The 15,522-nt window shown below is 42.7% G+C and carries 19 protein-coding genes; 12 read left to right on the forward strand and 7 right to left on the reverse strand.

Annotated elements, in window-relative coordinates; translation table 11 throughout:
* The first annotated feature begins 194 nt into the window (after positions 1–194).
* The 5 genes from ACQQ6X_RS22070 to ACQQ6X_RS22090 all read left to right on the forward strand — a co-directional run bounded on the left by ACQQ6X_RS22070 (position 195) and on the right by ACQQ6X_RS22090 (position 3,809).
* Positions 195–1,217, forward strand: coding sequence for an NADH:flavin oxidoreductase/NADH oxidase (locus ACQQ6X_RS22070; protein ID WP_305167047.1), 1,023 nt, complete (start codon positions 195–197; stop codon positions 1,215–1,217).
* Between the two features lie 86 nt (positions 1,218–1,303).
* Positions 1,304–1,972 carry a PspA/IM30 family protein gene (locus tag ACQQ6X_RS22075; protein WP_063210614.1) on the forward strand — a complete coding sequence of 223 codons (669 nt, stop codon included), beginning with the start codon at positions 1,304–1,306 and terminating at the stop codon, positions 1,970–1,972.
* 129 nt (positions 1,973–2,101) lie between these two features.
* A complete protein-coding gene (locus ACQQ6X_RS22080) occupies positions 2,102–2,509 on the forward strand; it encodes a DUF350 domain-containing protein (protein WP_013371429.1) in 408 nt (135 codons plus the stop codon).
* Between the two features lie 24 nt (positions 2,510–2,533).
* Positions 2,534–3,040, forward strand: coding sequence for a DUF4178 domain-containing protein (locus ACQQ6X_RS22085; RefSeq protein ID WP_063210612.1), 507 nt, complete (start codon positions 2,534–2,536; stop codon positions 3,038–3,040).
* Positions 3,041–3,053: 13 nt separating this feature from the next.
* Positions 3,054–3,809, forward strand: a complete 756-nt coding sequence (locus ACQQ6X_RS22090) for a DUF4247 domain-containing protein (protein ID WP_305167048.1) — start codon at positions 3,054–3,056, stop codon at positions 3,807–3,809.
* Positions 3,810–3,921: 112 nt separating this feature from the next.
* Here ACQQ6X_RS22090 and ACQQ6X_RS22095 read toward each other — a convergent pair whose 3' ends face one another.
* Complete coding sequence (locus tag ACQQ6X_RS22095) at positions 3,922–4,155, reverse strand: helix-turn-helix transcriptional regulator (RefSeq protein WP_305167049.1); 234 nt, start codon at positions 4,153–4,155, stop codon at positions 3,922–3,924.
* 261 nt (positions 4,156–4,416) lie between these two features.
* Here ACQQ6X_RS22095 and ACQQ6X_RS22100 point away from each other — a divergent pair, with 261 nt between their 5' ends.
* From ACQQ6X_RS22100 to ACQQ6X_RS22115, 4 genes are read left to right on the forward strand one after another with little or no spacing between them, the layout of a single operon-like run.
* Entirely contained in the window at positions 4,417–5,130 is a 714-nt protein-coding gene (locus tag ACQQ6X_RS22100; RefSeq protein ID WP_305167050.1) for a hypothetical protein, read from the forward strand.
* A gap of 28 nt (positions 5,131–5,158) precedes the next feature.
* Positions 5,159–5,629 (forward strand): accessory gene regulator ArgB-like protein, encoded by a 471-nt coding sequence (locus tag ACQQ6X_RS22105; protein WP_369425871.1) that lies wholly within the window; start codon positions 5,159–5,161, stop codon positions 5,627–5,629.
* Positions 5,602–5,733, forward strand: a complete 132-nt coding sequence (locus ACQQ6X_RS22110; RefSeq protein ID WP_262348612.1) for a hypothetical protein — start codon at positions 5,602–5,604, stop codon at positions 5,731–5,733. Before ACQQ6X_RS22105 ends, ACQQ6X_RS22110 begins: the two co-directional genes overlap by 28 nt.
* 5 nt (positions 5,734–5,738) lie before the next feature.
* Positions 5,739–6,473, forward strand: a complete 735-nt coding sequence (locus ACQQ6X_RS22115; RefSeq protein ID WP_305167051.1) for a hypothetical protein — start codon at positions 5,739–5,741, stop codon at positions 6,471–6,473.
* Positions 6,474–6,743: 270 nt separating this feature from the next.
* Here ACQQ6X_RS22115 and ACQQ6X_RS22120 read toward each other — a convergent pair whose 3' ends face one another.
* Complete coding sequence (locus tag ACQQ6X_RS22120) at positions 6,744–6,959, reverse strand: helix-turn-helix transcriptional regulator (protein WP_016820733.1); 216 nt, start codon at positions 6,957–6,959, stop codon at positions 6,744–6,746.
* 517 nt (positions 6,960–7,476) lie between these two features.
* On the opposite strand from ACQQ6X_RS22120, the gene ACQQ6X_RS22125 reads away from it, so the two are divergent.
* Positions 7,477–8,754 (forward strand): molybdopterin molybdotransferase MoeA, encoded by a 1,278-nt coding sequence (locus tag ACQQ6X_RS22125; RefSeq protein ID WP_305167052.1) that lies wholly within the window; start codon positions 7,477–7,479, stop codon positions 8,752–8,754.
* Positions 8,751–9,302, forward strand: coding sequence for a molybdopterin-guanine dinucleotide biosynthesis protein B (mobB, locus tag ACQQ6X_RS22130; RefSeq protein ID WP_305167053.1), 552 nt, complete (start codon positions 8,751–8,753; stop codon positions 9,300–9,302). Before ACQQ6X_RS22125 ends, mobB begins: the two co-directional genes overlap by 4 nt.
* An 8-nt stretch (positions 9,303–9,310) precedes the next feature.
* On the opposite strand, the gene xerS is transcribed toward mobB, so the two are convergent.
* Positions 9,311–10,411, reverse strand: coding sequence for a tyrosine recombinase XerS (gene xerS, locus ACQQ6X_RS22135; protein WP_305167054.1), 1,101 nt, complete (start codon positions 10,409–10,411; stop codon positions 9,311–9,313).
* Positions 10,412–10,521: 110 nt separating this feature from the next.
* Between xerS and ACQQ6X_RS22140 the strand changes: the two genes are divergently transcribed.
* Positions 10,522–11,031: a GNAT family N-acetyltransferase gene (locus ACQQ6X_RS22140; protein ID WP_305167055.1), complete on the forward strand. Its 510-nt coding sequence runs from the start codon at positions 10,522–10,524 to the stop codon at positions 11,029–11,031.
* A gap of 280 nt (positions 11,032–11,311) precedes the next feature.
* Here the strand turns inward: ACQQ6X_RS22140 and ACQQ6X_RS22145 are convergent, their stop codons facing one another.
* From ACQQ6X_RS22145 to ACQQ6X_RS22160, 4 genes are read right to left on the reverse strand one after another with little or no spacing between them, the layout of a single operon-like run.
* Positions 11,312–12,424: a GerAB/ArcD/ProY family transporter gene (locus ACQQ6X_RS22145; RefSeq protein ID WP_305167056.1), complete on the reverse strand. Its 1,113-nt coding sequence runs from the start codon at positions 12,422–12,424 to the stop codon at positions 11,312–11,314.
* Between the two features lie 10 nt (positions 12,425–12,434).
* A complete protein-coding gene (locus tag ACQQ6X_RS22150; protein WP_305167057.1) occupies positions 12,435–12,659 on the reverse strand; it encodes a hypothetical protein in 225 nt (74 codons plus the stop codon).
* Positions 12,656–13,849 (reverse strand): Ger(x)C family spore germination protein, encoded by a 1,194-nt coding sequence (locus ACQQ6X_RS22155; RefSeq protein WP_326403111.1) that lies wholly within the window; start codon positions 13,847–13,849, stop codon positions 12,656–12,658. The genes ACQQ6X_RS22150 and ACQQ6X_RS22155 overlap by 4 nt, the downstream gene beginning before the upstream one ends.
* Before the next feature lie 8 nt (positions 13,850–13,857).
* Complete coding sequence (locus ACQQ6X_RS22160) at positions 13,858–15,444, reverse strand: spore germination protein (protein WP_305167058.1); 1,587 nt, start codon at positions 15,442–15,444, stop codon at positions 13,858–13,860.
* Positions 15,445–15,522 lie beyond the last annotated feature (78 nt).

Below are 15,522 nucleotides of genomic sequence, written 5' to 3' on the forward strand. Positions count from 1 at the left end.
AACTGAAGAGAAGTACATCATGAAATGGATATCCGTGAAAATGACGAAGGAAATGCACATTCTCATAAACATAAGCAAAAACTGAAGCATTTTCGTAAGTGTTAGTCATACAAAGGATTCGGTATACCGTGATAGCTGGTGTATAATGGGGATGCTATCTATAATGATACAGACTGAGGGAAGGATGGATAAAAGTGACCGACTTGTTTACTCCTTATCAATTAAAGGGGCTTTCATTAAGAAATCGGATTGTCATGCCCCCCATGTGCCAATACAGTGTGGAGGCCAAGGACGGCAAACCGACGGAATGGCATTATGTCCATTATGTAAGTCGCGCGGTAGGAGGGACTGGGCTCATCATAGTGGAAATGACAGCAGTTCATCCGGATGGACGCATTACGGATCGTGATTTGGGCATTTGGAGTGACGAACATATTCCTGCATATCAAAAAATTGTAGAGGAAGTCCACAAGCATGGTGCCAAAATCGCCATTCAATTAGGCCATGCTGGGCGCAAGGCCGAAGACGCTGAGTTACCTGTAGGTCCGTCCTCGATCCCCTTTAGTGAGCGATTTAAAGAGCCGCACGCTTTGACGAGAGCAGAAGTCAAGGAACTGGTTCAGGCTTACAAAGAGGGGGCGCGCCGAGCGGTAGAAGCTGGCTTTGACACGATAGAGATTCATGGCGCTCACGGATATCTGATCCATCAATTTCATTCCCCATTAACAAATACCAGAGAAGATGAGTATGGGCAGGATTTGTCACTGTTTGGTGTCGAGGTCATACATGCTGTTAAAGAGGTGCTTCCTGCTGATATGCCTTTGCTTATGCGGATATCTGCCAAAGAATATGTACAAGACGGATATGATGTTGAATACATAGCAGCCATAGGGGAACGATATCGTGATGCGGGTGTGGACATTTTCCATATTTCTTCTGGTGGTGAGGGTCCGATTGGCTCTAGCGGAGGTCCGTCTGCGCGTGCTGGCTATCAGGTGGATTTGGCTCATACCATCCGTGAAAAACTGAATGTGCCTGTCATTGCTGTCGGCTTATTGGATGATTATGAGGATGCCCGTCGAGTCGTTCAGCAGAATGAAGCTGATCTGGTAGCTATAGGGCGTGCTATGCTGCGTGATCCCTACTGGGCGCTGCATGCATCACGTGAGCTAAAAGTACAGGCGGATATTCCAGAGCCTTATTTACGCGGCTTTTAGATAATTTTGAAACCTCTTTGCAAAGCTTGCGTAAACATGTGTACAGAGCTTAAAATTTAAGCATTCAACTCTAGGAGGAACTTCACATGTCTATTTTCAAACGATTAAGAGATCTTACAATGTCCAACATTAACGCCATTATCGACAAGGCAGAAGATCCAGTAAAAATGACGGATCAATACATTCGTGATATGCAAGAGGATCTGGAAGACGCAGAGAAAGCGGTAGCCGCTCAAATTGCGATTGAAAAGAGATTCAAACAGCAATATGAAGAACAGGCAGCTTTGGTGAAAAAACGCGAAGAACAGGCTCACACGGCTGCAAAAGCACAAAATGTGGATCTTGCTCGCCGTGCGTTGGAAGAAAAGAAATCTGCCGAGCAAAAAATGAACGAGTTCAAAGCTGGTTATGAGCAAAATAAAGCTGCAGCTGACAATCTGCGCGGTAAGCTGGATGAAATGCGTAGACAGCTTACAGAAATGAAAAACAAGCGCGAGACACTGGTTGCCCGTTATAACGCAGCTAAAGCACAGACTGAAATTAACAAAGCGATGAACGGCTTTAGCTCTGATACAGCAACAGCCGGATTGAAGCGTATGGAGGAAAAAATGCTGCAAGCAGAAGCGCGTGCTGAAGCGAGCAACGAAATGGCTTCCAAGGAAAAATCGCTGGATGAAGAATTTAAAGAGCTGGATAAGAAAAGCGCGGTGGACGACGAACTTGCTGCGTTGCTGAAGCAATACGAAAACAAATAAGAACTTTTTTAAGTATTGCCGCTAGTGTAATCTCAGTAAGCGAAGGAGAAATGTTTTCTCCTTCGCTTTTCCCTGCCTAGGGGCGTAAATCAATATAGGTAGTCAAGAAGATGTGGAGGATGGTAACAGATGCATTTTTTGGAAACGATGAAAGCGATGCTAGTATGGACGGGTGCGGGAGCTATTTTGCTGTTCGTATTAATGTATGTCGATTCTTTATTTACAAAGTATAAGGATTTTGCCGAAGTCAAAGCCGGAAATATGGCCGTAACGGTACGAATGATTATGAAGCTGATTGCACAAGGATATATTTTATCAGGTTCGATTGCTACAGCTAATAATTTACTTGAAGCGCTTGTGTATTCTGTGATTGCCTTTATTATCTTACTTGTTTTGGAAGTGATTGTGCGTCTGCTGTTGCGGTATTGGGCTCAGTTTGATCTGGATAAAGGGACCCAGGAAGGTAAAATTGGTTTTGGCCTGTTTTCAGGGGCGTTGCATTTGGTTGGTGCCTTGATCATTACTGCATGCTTCTAGGCAAAGAAAGGAGAGCATAGGACCATGAGTGTATGGAAACGAATTTCGAATCTATTTGCCAAGCCTGAACCGCCGAAAGCGGAAAAAAGCATGCTTGACTTACATCCTGGGGATATTTGTGAGGTATCGCTTGTCACCTATGAGGTGGTAGGTCGTGTACATAATCGTGCCCGGAATGCCGTTGTTTTGACGCTTCAGGATGGTAACCAAGTGAGTTATCTTCATATCGAGGAAAGAGAAACACTGCAATTCGGACTATATCAGGCCATCGACGGCAGACTAGACAACCCGGAGGAAGTACCAACCATTTTAGAGCTGGATGATACAACTTATCATTTGGAAGAACAGTATTTTGGGAATGTTACCGTTATGGGTCGTGCTCCTTTCCGACAGGGTGGAGAGCAATATGTTTGGCAGTACCAGTCTGATGATTACCATTTATTGCGGGTAGAGTGGCAGGACGGTCGCTTTATGCTTTATGAAGGAGAAGAAGTGATTACAGGAGACGTCAAAGTTATTCGGGCAAGCTAGGAGAGGGTTACACATGAGCAAACGCACCTGGCATTATGCACTAAAGGTCATTGTGGCGCTGAGCTTGTTTATATCCGTACTAAGCGGCTGCGGTGCGCCAAATGTAAAAGATACGTATCCGCTGGAATCCGTTAGTGGTAGTGGGAATTCGACCTCGTACGTGTATCGGGCAGCAGGCAAAACAGTTCCCGAAGTAGCGGAGGAATTGAAAGAACAGCGTACACCGGAGCAAATATCACCTCAAAGCAATGAGCGGATGTTTCTGGTATATAGCGATGAGTGGTATCATTTGCAGCAAGATCCAGCTAAGAAGGAAGATACACTCATTGAAATTGACAGTAAAAAGTATGTCGAGCAAAATTACAGTTCCAGCTTTCTAAAAGGATACTTAACTGCAACCGTGCTGGATGCTCTGTTCGATTCGTTGCGGGGGTCTGGCTCCTATCGAGGTTATTCGAGCAGAGATGTATACCGACCTTCACAAGGACAATATCATGCTCCAACAGCACAGGAGAAAAAAGCGATCCCGCCGATAACGGTGGAGCGAAAGGGCTCAGTTACCCGTAGAGGAAAAAATTCAGATTCAAGCGTCGGATCAAGTGGAAGCCTATTCGATAGAGGCTCCAGCAGTTCACCAAGCAGAGGCTCGATTTCACGTGACCGAGGCAGCAGTGGCGGCTCCAGCATATTTGGTTCACCACGTAAATCGTATAGTAAGCCTAAAACACGCAGCGGATCAGGTAAAATTAGTCGGCGAAGTCGAAGATAATGAGTTATGTTTGCGGAACTGTGGAACTGTGTTGCACAGTTCCTTTTTTTGTTGTTTAACATTTACTAATATAAATTGAATGGATGTTTCCTCACTTCGATTTTATGGCCGTCTACTTTGACCTATGAACAGAGCTAATGTGCTCAATGCCATCCTCTTTAATGATGTTGCTTTTTTTGATATGGAGATGACGAGCTATCCTTTCTATAGCACCCATCCGTGGTTCAGAAAGTCCGCTCTCCCAAGCTGAGATTGCTTTATTGGTAACCCCAGCGATCTCAGCAAGCTCTTGTTGAGTTAATTGATATTTTATACGTAATTTTTTAAAATTGTCACTTAAAGCCACTATAATCCCTCCACCCCAAATTAAGTAGATTATAACCTTGATATCGAAAAAAAACCAACATCATACATTAGCAAAAAACAACGTCACTCCCTTGGGTGACTTTTTTAGCATAAAAGGATGTAGAATTTGAAGAAAAAAGCTAAATGGAAAAAAATTTACCTCACATTGCACAATAATTGCCAGTTTACTAGATTATTTCATTGCCACATCTATTAGTAAAATATACAATTACATCAGGCGAAATAGGAGGATGATGTAACTGTGTTATCTGCTCTTTTGTATATTTTACTTGGTTTTTTCGATGCTTTAGCGGCAGTTACTTTGGTCTTGAAGCTTTATATGCTTCCTGTGTGGGAAAATCGAAGAAAAATACTTATCTATGCAATTGGCATAGCTTTGTTTTCCTATCTCATGCGAGAGGTTATAGGCATGCCTAAATTAGATTTTCCGCTTCAGTATTTGATAATGGTTCTCTTCTTAAGATTTGGTTTGGGGATTAAAACATATCTTGCAGCTTTTTCTGCAGGTTCTGGTCTAACAGCTTACATTAACCTACAGCTATTTGTATATATTTTTGCAAATTTTTTTGGAGTAGCACAACCTGGTATTATTAATAATACATCTGGTTCTTCCATTTACGTTATACAGCTAGCTTCTATTTTTACTGCGTACTTTATTTCTTTTGTCATGGGGAAATACAACTTTGGTTTCTCATTTATCATTCAGCCCCCACATGATTTTTTGAAAAGTGAAAATTACCTATCACCCCTCAATAAAATGTTCATTATAGGTTCCCTAATATCATTTGTCACTATTCTTGTTACTTTGTATATGCTCTATAACTCCAATACGATAGGACTACTTTCTATCTCGTTGTTAACTTTCGGAATATCGTACTTCTTTTCAGAGAAAGGAGATTACGAAGATGCTAGAAACGCTATCGAGGCACATCGCATCAGAAATAAAGAAAGCTGATCCAGATGGACCTACAAGTGTAGAAGTGATGGAATATGCGATTGGTATAAAAATTACCGAAATTTCGGCAGTACTAATGGTCGCAGTTATAGCCTGGATAACAGGACATTTTTGGGGAGCATTACTAGCTCTGGCTACGATCATGTTTGTAAGGAGATTTTCAGGAGGGGTACACTTCAGCAACCTTACCCTTTGTGTCTGTTTTACGACAGCCGTATGTGTAACTATACCTTTTGTTTCCTTAAGTTTATCAACAATTTTGATAATTAATGCTTGTTCATTATTAGTGTTTGTAGTATATGCTCCCAATCATTTTATCTATATTAATAAGACCAAATATCACAAATATTATAAAACGATATGTATTTTGGTTTGCATATTTAATTTTTTTGTACAATCTCACATAATATGTTTATCTATAGTTATACAAGCATTCAGTATTCTTCCTTTATGGAAAGGAGGTGAGCGAAAATGGATAAGAAATTGGCGAGAGCTTTAAGTATAAGCCTTGGTAAATACGCTAACGAGTCTACAAAAAAAGAAAAAACAATATTCGGCGCTAAATCAGTACCAGCTGAGTTGAAGAAAACTGAAAAGAACTGAATTTAATGGAAGAGGGAAAGCGAATCCTAGCCACTCAATTGCTTGATGACAATTCACTTGGAGATTGCTCTTTTTTTTGTGAGAATCACCTAGTTGCGATTGAATTGTGGAAGCCTAAAAGCAATTATCACATCCCGCTTTTTCATACTTCTCATGGAAGATTTACAGTTCCCACCACCCTCCATGAATGTTCCGTAGGCTTACCCACTTTTTGCAATTTGGACGGATCTAATTTAGTTAACATAACACAAGTGGACAAGATCGTTACGGGAGATTATGGAGGGGGGCAGGTTGTTTTTAAAAATCAAGACATTAAAGAAAGTATAAATTCAGCAAATTTATCTCGGTGGAAACAAATATATGAGAATGCAATGAATGCCGATAGAGAAATTCGTTATATTTTCGGATCGGAAATTAAGATAGTGGGTAAAGCAGCGGTGAGCGGTTTTTTTAAGGTAGGGAATATGCTTAGTATGGATATGTGGGAACCTAAAAAAAATTATTATGTACCACGTTTCCACTCTGGAGATCGCTCTTATACAATCGGGCTAACGGCCCAGGCTTGTAGGGAAGCTTTTTCGTATCTATATCCAGCTTATAAAGACACCCTGATCAATCTAGAATTGGTTTGTGAGATTGAATGTAACGCATTTGGAGGTTTGGTACGATTCGCAGGATCCGACTTCACTTGCTCTATGTCTCATAATAAACTTAAAGCACTTAAAAAATTGTGGAAATGACCCGTGAAAATTCAGGGGTCATTTTTATCATCATATTTGAATGAATAAGTCAATAATCAGTTAGACTAGGATAAGCCGGACAGTTTCGATTTAATTCGACATATTTCCCGTTTTTAATCATCTTCTATGTGATAAAATTTGATTATGAAAAAAATAACAATCTTTTAAAATAAGATATAAACAATCTACATATAAGAAAAGGAGGAGGAAAGCAGGATATATATTGTAAATGCCGGCATGTACAAAAGGCTCGAAGGAAATGCCTGTTTGTCAGGCAAGTTCCCACTCATATAAGTCCTCAGCTTTACACTCCAATATTCTAGAAATGAGGACTGCCGCCTCGAATGACATTTTGTCACGTCCCGCGATCCAGTTGGATATTTGTTGCCGCGAATATCCAGTTCGTCGGGCGAGCCAAGATTGAGTGCGTCCATGAGATTTGAGCTCCTCTTTCAAAAGGCATTTCCCCCGAGTAAGTTTTTGCACCTTACTTGCTCCTAACAGGGGAAAGTGTTTCGTTCAGAAGTATACAGGTAAATTAGTTTTTTATCAATTATATTGTGGAGTTGATTGGATGGTCGCAGATAAAAATGAAAATGTCACTTGCACTAGCTCTTATACAATAAAGATGGCACGACTCGCTTCAGGATATAGTGAGTTAGTAGCCTGCAATATACTTGGTATGTCGATGAATGAATTAAAACATATAGAGGAAGATTCCTCCGATTTAACAATAGCTCGAGCGCAGCAAATGTCCTCGTTATATAATGTTCCACTAGATTCGATCTATTTCGGTAAAAATAATACAACCTAGAGAAATTACGTAATCTTTTGCAAAATCAAAACTAAAATCTACCCAAAACAGCCGTGATATGTTATTCAGGCTGTTTTTTGGCGGATCAAGATTTGCCGCAATTCAAATAAACGCTGTCCGGATTTGCCAGATAACGGTTTTAGCGTTATAACAGAAAGAGGTATTTTTTTTAAAGAACGGAGTGAGAACATGAATCAGACGCCTTTAAACACAGAAAAATTCCAACGTAAAGCAGTTAAGGTGGAAGAGGCACAAAGCAGGATAGCTAGCTATGTTCAACAGGGAGAAAGGGAGGATGTAGGGCTGGAGCAAGCGCATGGTCGCTATCTGGCAATGGACTTGACTGCACCACATCCGTATCCCCGCTTTCGTCGCTCTGGTATGGACGGCTATGCCATTCTTGCCTCTGACACTGAAGTCTGTTCGACCGGTCAGGAAATCTGGCTACGCGTGATTGATGAAATTCCTTGTGGCACCGTATCGGATAAGCGGGTGGAGACAGGAATGGCAGCCCGCATCATGACAGGAGCACAACTACCTGAAGGGGCAGACACGGTGGTTATGCTGGAGGCCACACAGCTGCGTGAGGAAAATGGACAAGTATACGTTGGCTTGAAGAAGCGTATGGAAGCTGGCAAAAATGTGACGCAAATTGGTCATGAGATTAAGGAAGGTCAGCTTTTGCTCAGTAAGGGAACTCATATCGGAGCTGGGCACGTCTCGGTATTAGCTACTTTTGGTGTACATCGGGTGCCCGTTTATAGGAAGCCAAGGGTGGCCGTTTTCTCTACAGGCTCAGAATTGCTCGCAGTGGACGAACCGTTACAACCAGGGAAAATTCGAAACAGTAATACATATATGCTGGCTTCTCAAATTAGAGAGGCAGGAGGAGAGCCGTTCATCCTGCAAGCCATTCATGATGATTTGAACCTTGCCCGTACTTCTGTCCGAGAAGCGATAGCAGCCTATGATATCGTGGTTACGAGTGGTGGAGTATCGGTGGGGGATTATGATATCATGGGTGATCTCGTACGACAGGAAGACGTAAATATGCTGTTCAACAAGGTTACGATGCGTCCAGGCAGTGTAACCACAGCCGCAGTGATAGACGGCAAGCTGTTATTTGCGCTCTCAGGCAATCCCGGCGCTTGTTTTGTGGGTTGTGAGCTGTTTGTACGACCGACTATTCAAATGATGTTATCTTCGGCACATCCGTATTTGCAAACCTGGACAGCAAAGCTGAGAGCAGATTATACGAAGGTAAATAACTATACTCGCTTTGTCCGCAGTTCTCTAGAGATACGAGGCGGGCAAGTATATGCGATTCCTGCGCGAGTAGATGAATCCAGTGTCATGGTTACGATTAAGGACAGCGATTGTCTGATCGTGATTCCTCCCACAACAGAAGGCTTGCGCGAAGGTGAAGAGGTGCAAGTACTGGTGCTTCAAGGTGGACAGGTGACGTGAATACAAAAAGTCCATTTGTATGTCAAATCGTCGGCTTCAAAAATACAGGAAAAACAACCTTCCTCGGAGGTTTAATTCGTTATGTGCAGCAGTCAGGACTACGTGTAGCAGTGATCAAGCATGATGGACATGAATTTGAGATGGATCATGAGGGAACAGATACGTACAAGCACCGACAGGCAGGCGCCGAAGGCGTAGCGATTGTCTCGGCAGGAAGAACAGCCATTTTAGAGGAACATACTCGGCCTGTGATCGGACTCATCCGACATTTTCAGGCCTATGACTGTGTGTTGCTGGAAGGCTTCAAACAGGAAAATTATCCAAAGCTGGTCATGGTGAGAGAACAATCAGATGCCCAGCTTGTTCAGGAGCTCGCAAATGTACAGGGAGTAGTCGTTTGGAAGAACCACATGGATTGGGCTCAGGGATATTACTCAGATGAAAAAACGATGCAAATATTTCCTGCCAATGCCAGCAACCCGGCAGGTCGCTGGCTGCTCGAACAAATTCAGAGGCACAGAGCAGGATTCCAGACAGAGCAGAGTTGAGAGGGCCATTATTCGGCTGAGTCAGTCCGAGTCTCTATCCGTCGTTCGATCGCCTGAGACATTGTTTTGTCAGTCAGGTGGGCATAGACTTCCGTTGTTTCTGTCGAAGCATGACCCAGCTGTTCTTTGGTTTTGTAAATATCATTTTGTAAATAATAGTCAGTAGCAAAGGAATGACGGAGCTTGTGAACGGTCAAATACGGCTTGCCAAACCGCTTGGCATACTTGATGATCATGGCTTGAATCGCTCTTTTAGTCATCCGTTTGCCCTCTGTACTGCCGTTGGGACGCGCGACAAAAAGAGCTTTTTCTTTTTTTGGAGCACGATAACGGGTATGTCTTAAGGATAAATAAAGTACGAGATCATCTTTGGACTGCTCGCGGAAATAGACTGGCGTTTTAAAAGTTTCGTCGTTATTTCCTTTGCGGTACACATACAGTAATTTATTGTTTATATCGAGATCATCGATGTTCAAGTTGACGATTTCGGATACACGCAGTCCTGAATTCAGTATAAGACTTGCGATACAGGCATCCCGCTCCTTGTTTAATTCATAGGAGTACAGGGCTTGCTTGTTGTCGGCCAAATCTTTTCCGTAGCCTTCATAAATATAGCCGATAAATTCAAGCAGCTCATCCTCTTCCAATATTTTGCCTTTGAGCTTGGCGGCTGTATCCTTGGGTTTATGTACACGCTTAATTTCGACTTTGGCCATAATATTGCGCTTGAGCAATGGATAAAAGTTTTCATCCTCAGCAATTTGACTCAAATAATGAAAGAGTGAACGCAAGGACGATAGCTTGCGTGAAATGGTGATACGGGAATTGGAGCCTTCACTTTTAGTAGACAGGAACAAGCGAAAGCCTGTAATGCTATCCATATGAAGTGTCTCTAATTCTTCTAGCGTAACTTGGGCATTCGTGTCTCCAGCAGACAAGCCTTCCGAGCGAAGCCATGAAAAAAAAGCTTCGTAATCCCGCACATATTCCAGCAAAGTAGACGGGGAGAGGTCGGGAAGCTTGTAATCCATAAATTGCTGTACGTACCATGGCAGATCCGGCATCTTTTCATCCAGTTTGCGTCGGTCGATGATCTTTTGTATGTTCATAGGGTCCACCTCGTCCGGTCATAATATATGTATTTTAGCATATTTTGAACAGCACTGGATGGGAAGTCATGAAGTAAAGAATGAACTGAATCGCCAAGAGAGGTGAAGGTATGGGGTATAATATCAAATCAGAATTGAAGCTGTCCATAAAGAGAGTACCTGAGTCGCAGAAGGACATTATTGTGCAGCTCATGCAATTTTATTTATACGATTTCACAGACTATCTGCGAATTGATGTCACTGAGAAGGGAACATTCCCGGCTTATCCAGACCTGTATCAATACTGGGTGAGCGGTGAACAAAAGCTGCCATTTCTGATCTGGAGACAGGATATTCCTGTGGGCTTTGCCCTCGTTGACAGAATGTCTAGCAATCGAGAAGCTGACTATTACATGGCGGAGTTCTTTGTCCTTCGTCCTTATCGGCACAACGGTGTAGGCACCTGGGCGGCTCATGAGCTGTTTGGACGTTTTAACGGGCGGTGGAAAGTGACGCAGATGAGCACGAATAGACCGGCTCAATCCTTTTGGCGTAAGGTAATTGGAAGCTATACGAATGGTGAGTATAGGGAGCAGACACATCCAGTACGAGGGAATGTAAGTCAGTTTTTCAATACATGAAAAATTCAAAATAGTAAACAGCGAAGAAAAAGAGCCGAGGAGAGTATTCTGCTGGCTTTTTTTGTTATCCATTCAATTCTTCTATCTATCCTAAATCGCTCCAGTTAGTACCTTGATTGACTCTATAAAAACGTAGATATACAGTTGCTTGTATCGTTATTATCTCATATATGGGAGCGAGTTCATCAATGCTATAGCCGTGGAATTAAATTGACAGGGGGCTGACCAATTTTCAGGCTTTTATCATTACAATATCAAAGTACTTCTTAACAGGTATTCTTTAATTGTTGGTCTCTGGTTGATTAGTGTTCTTCTTCAGCTTACCGAAACGAATCCGGTCCACCAGATAATATAAGACGGGAGTCACTCCTGTAAAAAGAAGAAATGCCGTCTCACTCCGATTCGTGACTTCCTCTAAGTGGGCCGTAGATTTGAACATATTAATCGACATGACCACCATGGCCACAGACATAATGTAAGAAAACGGTTTATGATCATTCATTCCAGCCAAGTGAGCAAATCCCTTTACGGATATAAGCAGGAAGAGTGAGATCTTTAGATATATACTAAATAGCCAAAAGATAATCAGCAGCGGATCCAAATTTTCAAGGAAAACCCCCGCATGAATATAACGAATTAATTCTAATGTCGGATAGGTTAGATTTGCTGTTAGGTCTGAACCAAATAAGAATAAGCATCCTAGCAGGACAGCAAGTATAACTACAACAGCTGTAGCCGTAGCCCCCATTAGTGATTTCATTAATTTGTCGGTACCTACAAAATACGGAAATAAGTACACAATAAAAGCCATTTCGCTGAACAGGGCCACGACGATCATTGTGCCATTCCATATTCCAGCTGGTTGCCTAGCTGTAACCAATGCAACTGCCATGTCTATATTCATCTCTTTCGAGGCGAATAGGGGGAATGCCAGAACTGAGACTATACTTAAGAAGAACACGCCTTGAGCGCTTTGAAATAACGCAACTGGGCCTGAACGAACCACTCGGGCTACACAAAACCCAAATAAAATTGCTACAGGCCAGTCCGGTGTCCCAGGCAAGTATATTTGTACAACAAAGTCAATAAACTGGCGCATGATAAATGCGGCTGAGAACAGATTGACAAAGATGACGGTTAGAAACAGCGGATAATGGATCCATCTGCCCAAGATGTCCTTTCCGTACTGTCCAAGAAAATGGGTAGGTCTGCGAAGACACAACCTATAAGTTAGATAGGCTATGAGAAGCCCGATTAGACTTCCGAGTAATACCGACACCCAAGACATATATCCGGCATGTTTAACCAAGGGGCTGATGAAAAACCCGATCGTACTTGAGAAAAGGAATTGAGCAAAGAACATGTACACCTGAAGCGATGTTATTTTTCCCATGGGGCCTCCTTCAATCTCCGATGAATAAAAACCTCTGTATGGGCTCAAAAATAAACGAGATAACCAGCCCAAGGGACCATCGATCCTTTAAGGCATAAGTAACTTCCATCCCGGTGAATATGACTAGCCATAAACACGCCAGAATCATGACACTACGCATAGAACGTTTATTTTTCCGCTGGTATCTCCATTCTAAAATACCTACTGCACCATAAACAATGGCGATCATAATCATTTGTCTTCCTCCGTATTCGGTAGGATTATGTTCCACTGAGGTCTCTGCGACGTACCGAACCATTTAACAGAAATATTAACCCTAGGATCTACTCTCACCTGGTCAGCGTAACGCTCTCCCCAGTCGGGCCTAAGGTTTTTCCATTTACCGGGATATCTCCATTTAATATAATCTGCGAACTGAAAAACATCTGATTTCAATCTCTTAGATACAGCCACAGCACGGCGGATGCGGTCTTTGATTTTCTCATTTAGCAGCAGTTCAAGCTTTCGAAGCTCAGTCGGTTCAGTGACATCTATAGTTGATTCTGTTTCCTGAATACCCGCCATTGCCTTACATTCAATTTGAATTGAAATGTCGTCACCATGAACTTGTGCTTTTAAGTGAGTCTTAGCATTCCGGATTAGTAAGTTGACCGGCTTGTTATCCGTAGGAGAATTAACATCATACGAAGAATAGTTGAACTGCTTGAGAACCCATAGAGCGCCTTGCGTCTCCTCGTCAGTTAATTTGCCTATCATTTTACCGTTCCTGATAACTCCCGCTCCATCCGTACCCATCCAATTCTCCTTATTTTCTTCAGTTTCAACGCCTTCTCTACCAAAAACAAGCATGGGAATAACAAGATCACCGCGATTAAAGGCAGACATCAGCATATCCTTCACTGTGACCATTATTGTCTGACGCTCATTAGCAAATTGCGTAAGAATGTCTGACGGGAATTTTTCGAACGTAACAGGAATGGAAATTACACTCTTCGCTTTATTCTCACTAATGAACAGGTAAGCATTAATATGGATCGTCAATTCACGTGCAGAGAAATCGACTACAGGCTTTATCCCCGACTGGGCAAATTCCTTGCCCATTACAATATGTCTCAGTTGACCGAAAGTAACTTTGCGGGGCAAATCGGCTTGTATCTTCCGAAAAGCTTCTCCAACATCTCTGCCTGTTTTTGTTACAAAAGTAAACGGCTTAGACGAAGACCCACCGCCCCCGCCTTTAGAAGTACTTGACAGTCGGTTCGGCAATGGGAATCCCAATGTCATTTCTATACCCTCGTTGGTTCTATCAAGCAACATAACCCTGGCAAATGCTCTGTCATTTACTTCAATCTTGGACCAACAACCGCATAACATACATACAGGGATACATGCCAAAAAAAGTTTTAGGAACTTTAACATATACATATCTATTTTCACTCCTCCTCTTCTCTTGCATGCCCCCAACTTCGCGTCTTCAAACGCTTACTTCGACCCTTACCGTCGAAGAAAGAAGGCCTATTCTTCATCCCCCACCATGGGGCTCTTAAAATAGTATCCTTAAGATCATTCGTATGAAGTGGTGCTATCGGGGATAAATAGGGCAGGTCAAAAGAACGAAGATCGAGCAAATGAAGATAGATTAGAATGATCCCACAGGCGATGCCAAGCAATCCAAATGTACCAGCCAGAATCATGATGGGAAATCGGAGTAGTCTGAAGGCAAGTCCCAAGTCAAAATGGGGGATGATAAAAGAAGCGATACCGGTTAATGCCACAATAATCACCATTGCAGCTGAAGCAATACCCGCTTCAACAGCAGCATTGCCGATGATCAAGGCCCCAATAATGGATACAGACTGACCGATTGATTTAGGAATCCGAACGGTTGCTTCTCGCAGAGCTTCAAAAGACAGCTCCATTAGAAAGGCTTCGATCAGTGCGGGAAAGGGTACAATTTCCCTTGAAGAAGCTACCGTAATTAATAGCCTTTCTGGAATTATATCCGGGTGAAATGTCGTTATAGCTACGTATACAGACGGTAGTAATAGCGAAATGAACAGAAAGAGCAGCCGAATAACCCTAATCCAGTTCGCTGCAACAAACCGCTGGTAATAATCTTCTGCTGACTGCAGCAGCATGAAGATGGTGACTGGTGCAATAAGAGCAATAGGCGTACCGTCCACAATAATGGCTACTCTTCCTTCCAACAGCGCGGCACAGACCACATCCGGCCGCTCAGTAGACTGCAATTGGGGAAAAGGAGAGAAAGGATAATCCTCTATAAATTCCTCTAGGTAGCTGGAGCCGAGAACGGAGTCAATCTCGATTGCAGATAGTCTCTTTTTCACTTCGTCGACTAAATTCTGCTTGCATTTTCCCTGTAAATAAACGATGGATACGGAGGTCTGAGTCTCGGTGCCAATATGCATCAGATCCATCTTGAACGATGGCGTTTTGAGCCTTCTTCGGATCATGGTTAGATTGGTATCCATACTTTCTATAAAAGCTTCACGAGGTCCTCGAATTACTGCTTCATTCGGAGCTTCCTGAATAGATCTCTGTTCAAAGGCTGTCACTGAGAGCGCAAGCATGCGGGACTCCCCGTCCATAAGCAGTAATGCTCCTCCCTCCAACAGGCTTAGGTAGGCTTCCTGCATACTGAAGTAAACACTTTGATGAGCAATTGGGAGCCGCTTATACACAAAGATATGCATGCTGATATCCTCGGCTGTCCAGGATGGGTCAAACTCTCCCACCGTATTCAGTACATGCTGTTCGATGGCTTTTAGATCAATCATTCCTTTGATATATAGAAGGGCGCATTTCAACCCCGCTCCGGCAACAAAGGTATGACTCGCAAGATCTGAAGAATTCGAGAGATGCTGTTTGAGCCAGTCTAATCTTAGATCCAGATCGGCTGTATGCGGCTCCGTACTCTGCTGAGTTGTTACAGGTGTGTCGGAGTTTGGAAGGATAATCTCCCAATTTTTCAATTTCTTCTTAAGCCATTTAAATTGCATAATAGTAACCTCGGTAATCGATTTTTACTTATTTTCCCTCGATACTATTTTTTTATGCACCTTACTGGGGGAAGAATC

The sequence above is a fragment of the Paenibacillus ottowii genome (assembly GCF_050516475.1).
GTDB lineage: Bacteria > Bacillota > Bacilli > Paenibacillales > Paenibacillaceae > Paenibacillus > Paenibacillus ottowii.

What these genes read in the sequence shown, in the direction of transcription:
- ACQQ6X_RS22075 (WP_063210614.1), top strand. Translation starts at nt 1,304, where the DNA reads ATGTCTATTTTCAAACGATTAAGAGATCTTACAATGTCCAACATTAAC.
- ACQQ6X_RS22080 (WP_013371429.1), top strand. Translation starts at nt 2,102, where the DNA reads ATGCATTTTTTGGAAACGATGAAAGCGATGCTAGTATGGACGGGTGCG.
- ACQQ6X_RS22085 (WP_063210612.1), top strand. Translation starts at nt 2,534, where the DNA reads ATGAGTGTATGGAAACGAATTTCGAATCTATTTGCCAAGCCTGAACCG.
- ACQQ6X_RS22090 (WP_305167048.1), top strand. Translation starts at nt 3,054, where the DNA reads ATGAGCAAACGCACCTGGCATTATGCACTAAAGGTCATTGTGGCGCTG.
- ACQQ6X_RS22105 (WP_369425871.1), top strand. Translation starts at nt 5,159, where the DNA reads ATGGAATATGCGATTGGTATAAAAATTACCGAAATTTCGGCAGTACTA.
- ACQQ6X_RS22110 (WP_262348612.1), top strand. Translation starts at nt 5,602, where the DNA reads ATGGATAAGAAATTGGCGAGAGCTTTAAGTATAAGCCTTGGTAAATAC.
- ACQQ6X_RS22115 (WP_305167051.1), top strand. Translation starts at nt 5,739, where the DNA reads ATGGAAGAGGGAAAGCGAATCCTAGCCACTCAATTGCTTGATGACAAT.
- ACQQ6X_RS22125 (WP_305167052.1), top strand. Translation starts at nt 7,477, where the DNA reads ATGAATCAGACGCCTTTAAACACAGAAAAATTCCAACGTAAAGCAGTT.
- xerS (WP_305167054.1), bottom strand. Translation starts at nt 10,411, where the DNA reads ATGAACATACAAAAGATCATCGACCGACGCAAACTGGATGAAAAGATG.
- ACQQ6X_RS22140 (WP_305167055.1), top strand. Translation starts at nt 10,522, where the DNA reads ATGGGGTATAATATCAAATCAGAATTGAAGCTGTCCATAAAGAGAGTA.
- ACQQ6X_RS22145 (WP_305167056.1), bottom strand. Translation starts at nt 12,424, where the DNA reads ATGGGAAAAATAACATCGCTTCAGGTGTACATGTTCTTTGCTCAATTC.
- ACQQ6X_RS22150 (WP_305167057.1), bottom strand. Translation starts at nt 12,659, where the DNA reads ATGATTATGATCGCCATTGTTTATGGTGCAGTAGGTATTTTAGAATGG.
- ACQQ6X_RS22155 (WP_326403111.1), bottom strand. Translation starts at nt 13,849, where the DNA reads ATGTATATGTTAAAGTTCCTAAAACTTTTTTTGGCATGTATCCCTGTA.
- ACQQ6X_RS22160 (WP_305167058.1), bottom strand. Translation starts at nt 15,444, where the DNA reads ATGCAATTTAAATGGCTTAAGAAGAAATTGAAAAATTGGGAGATTATC.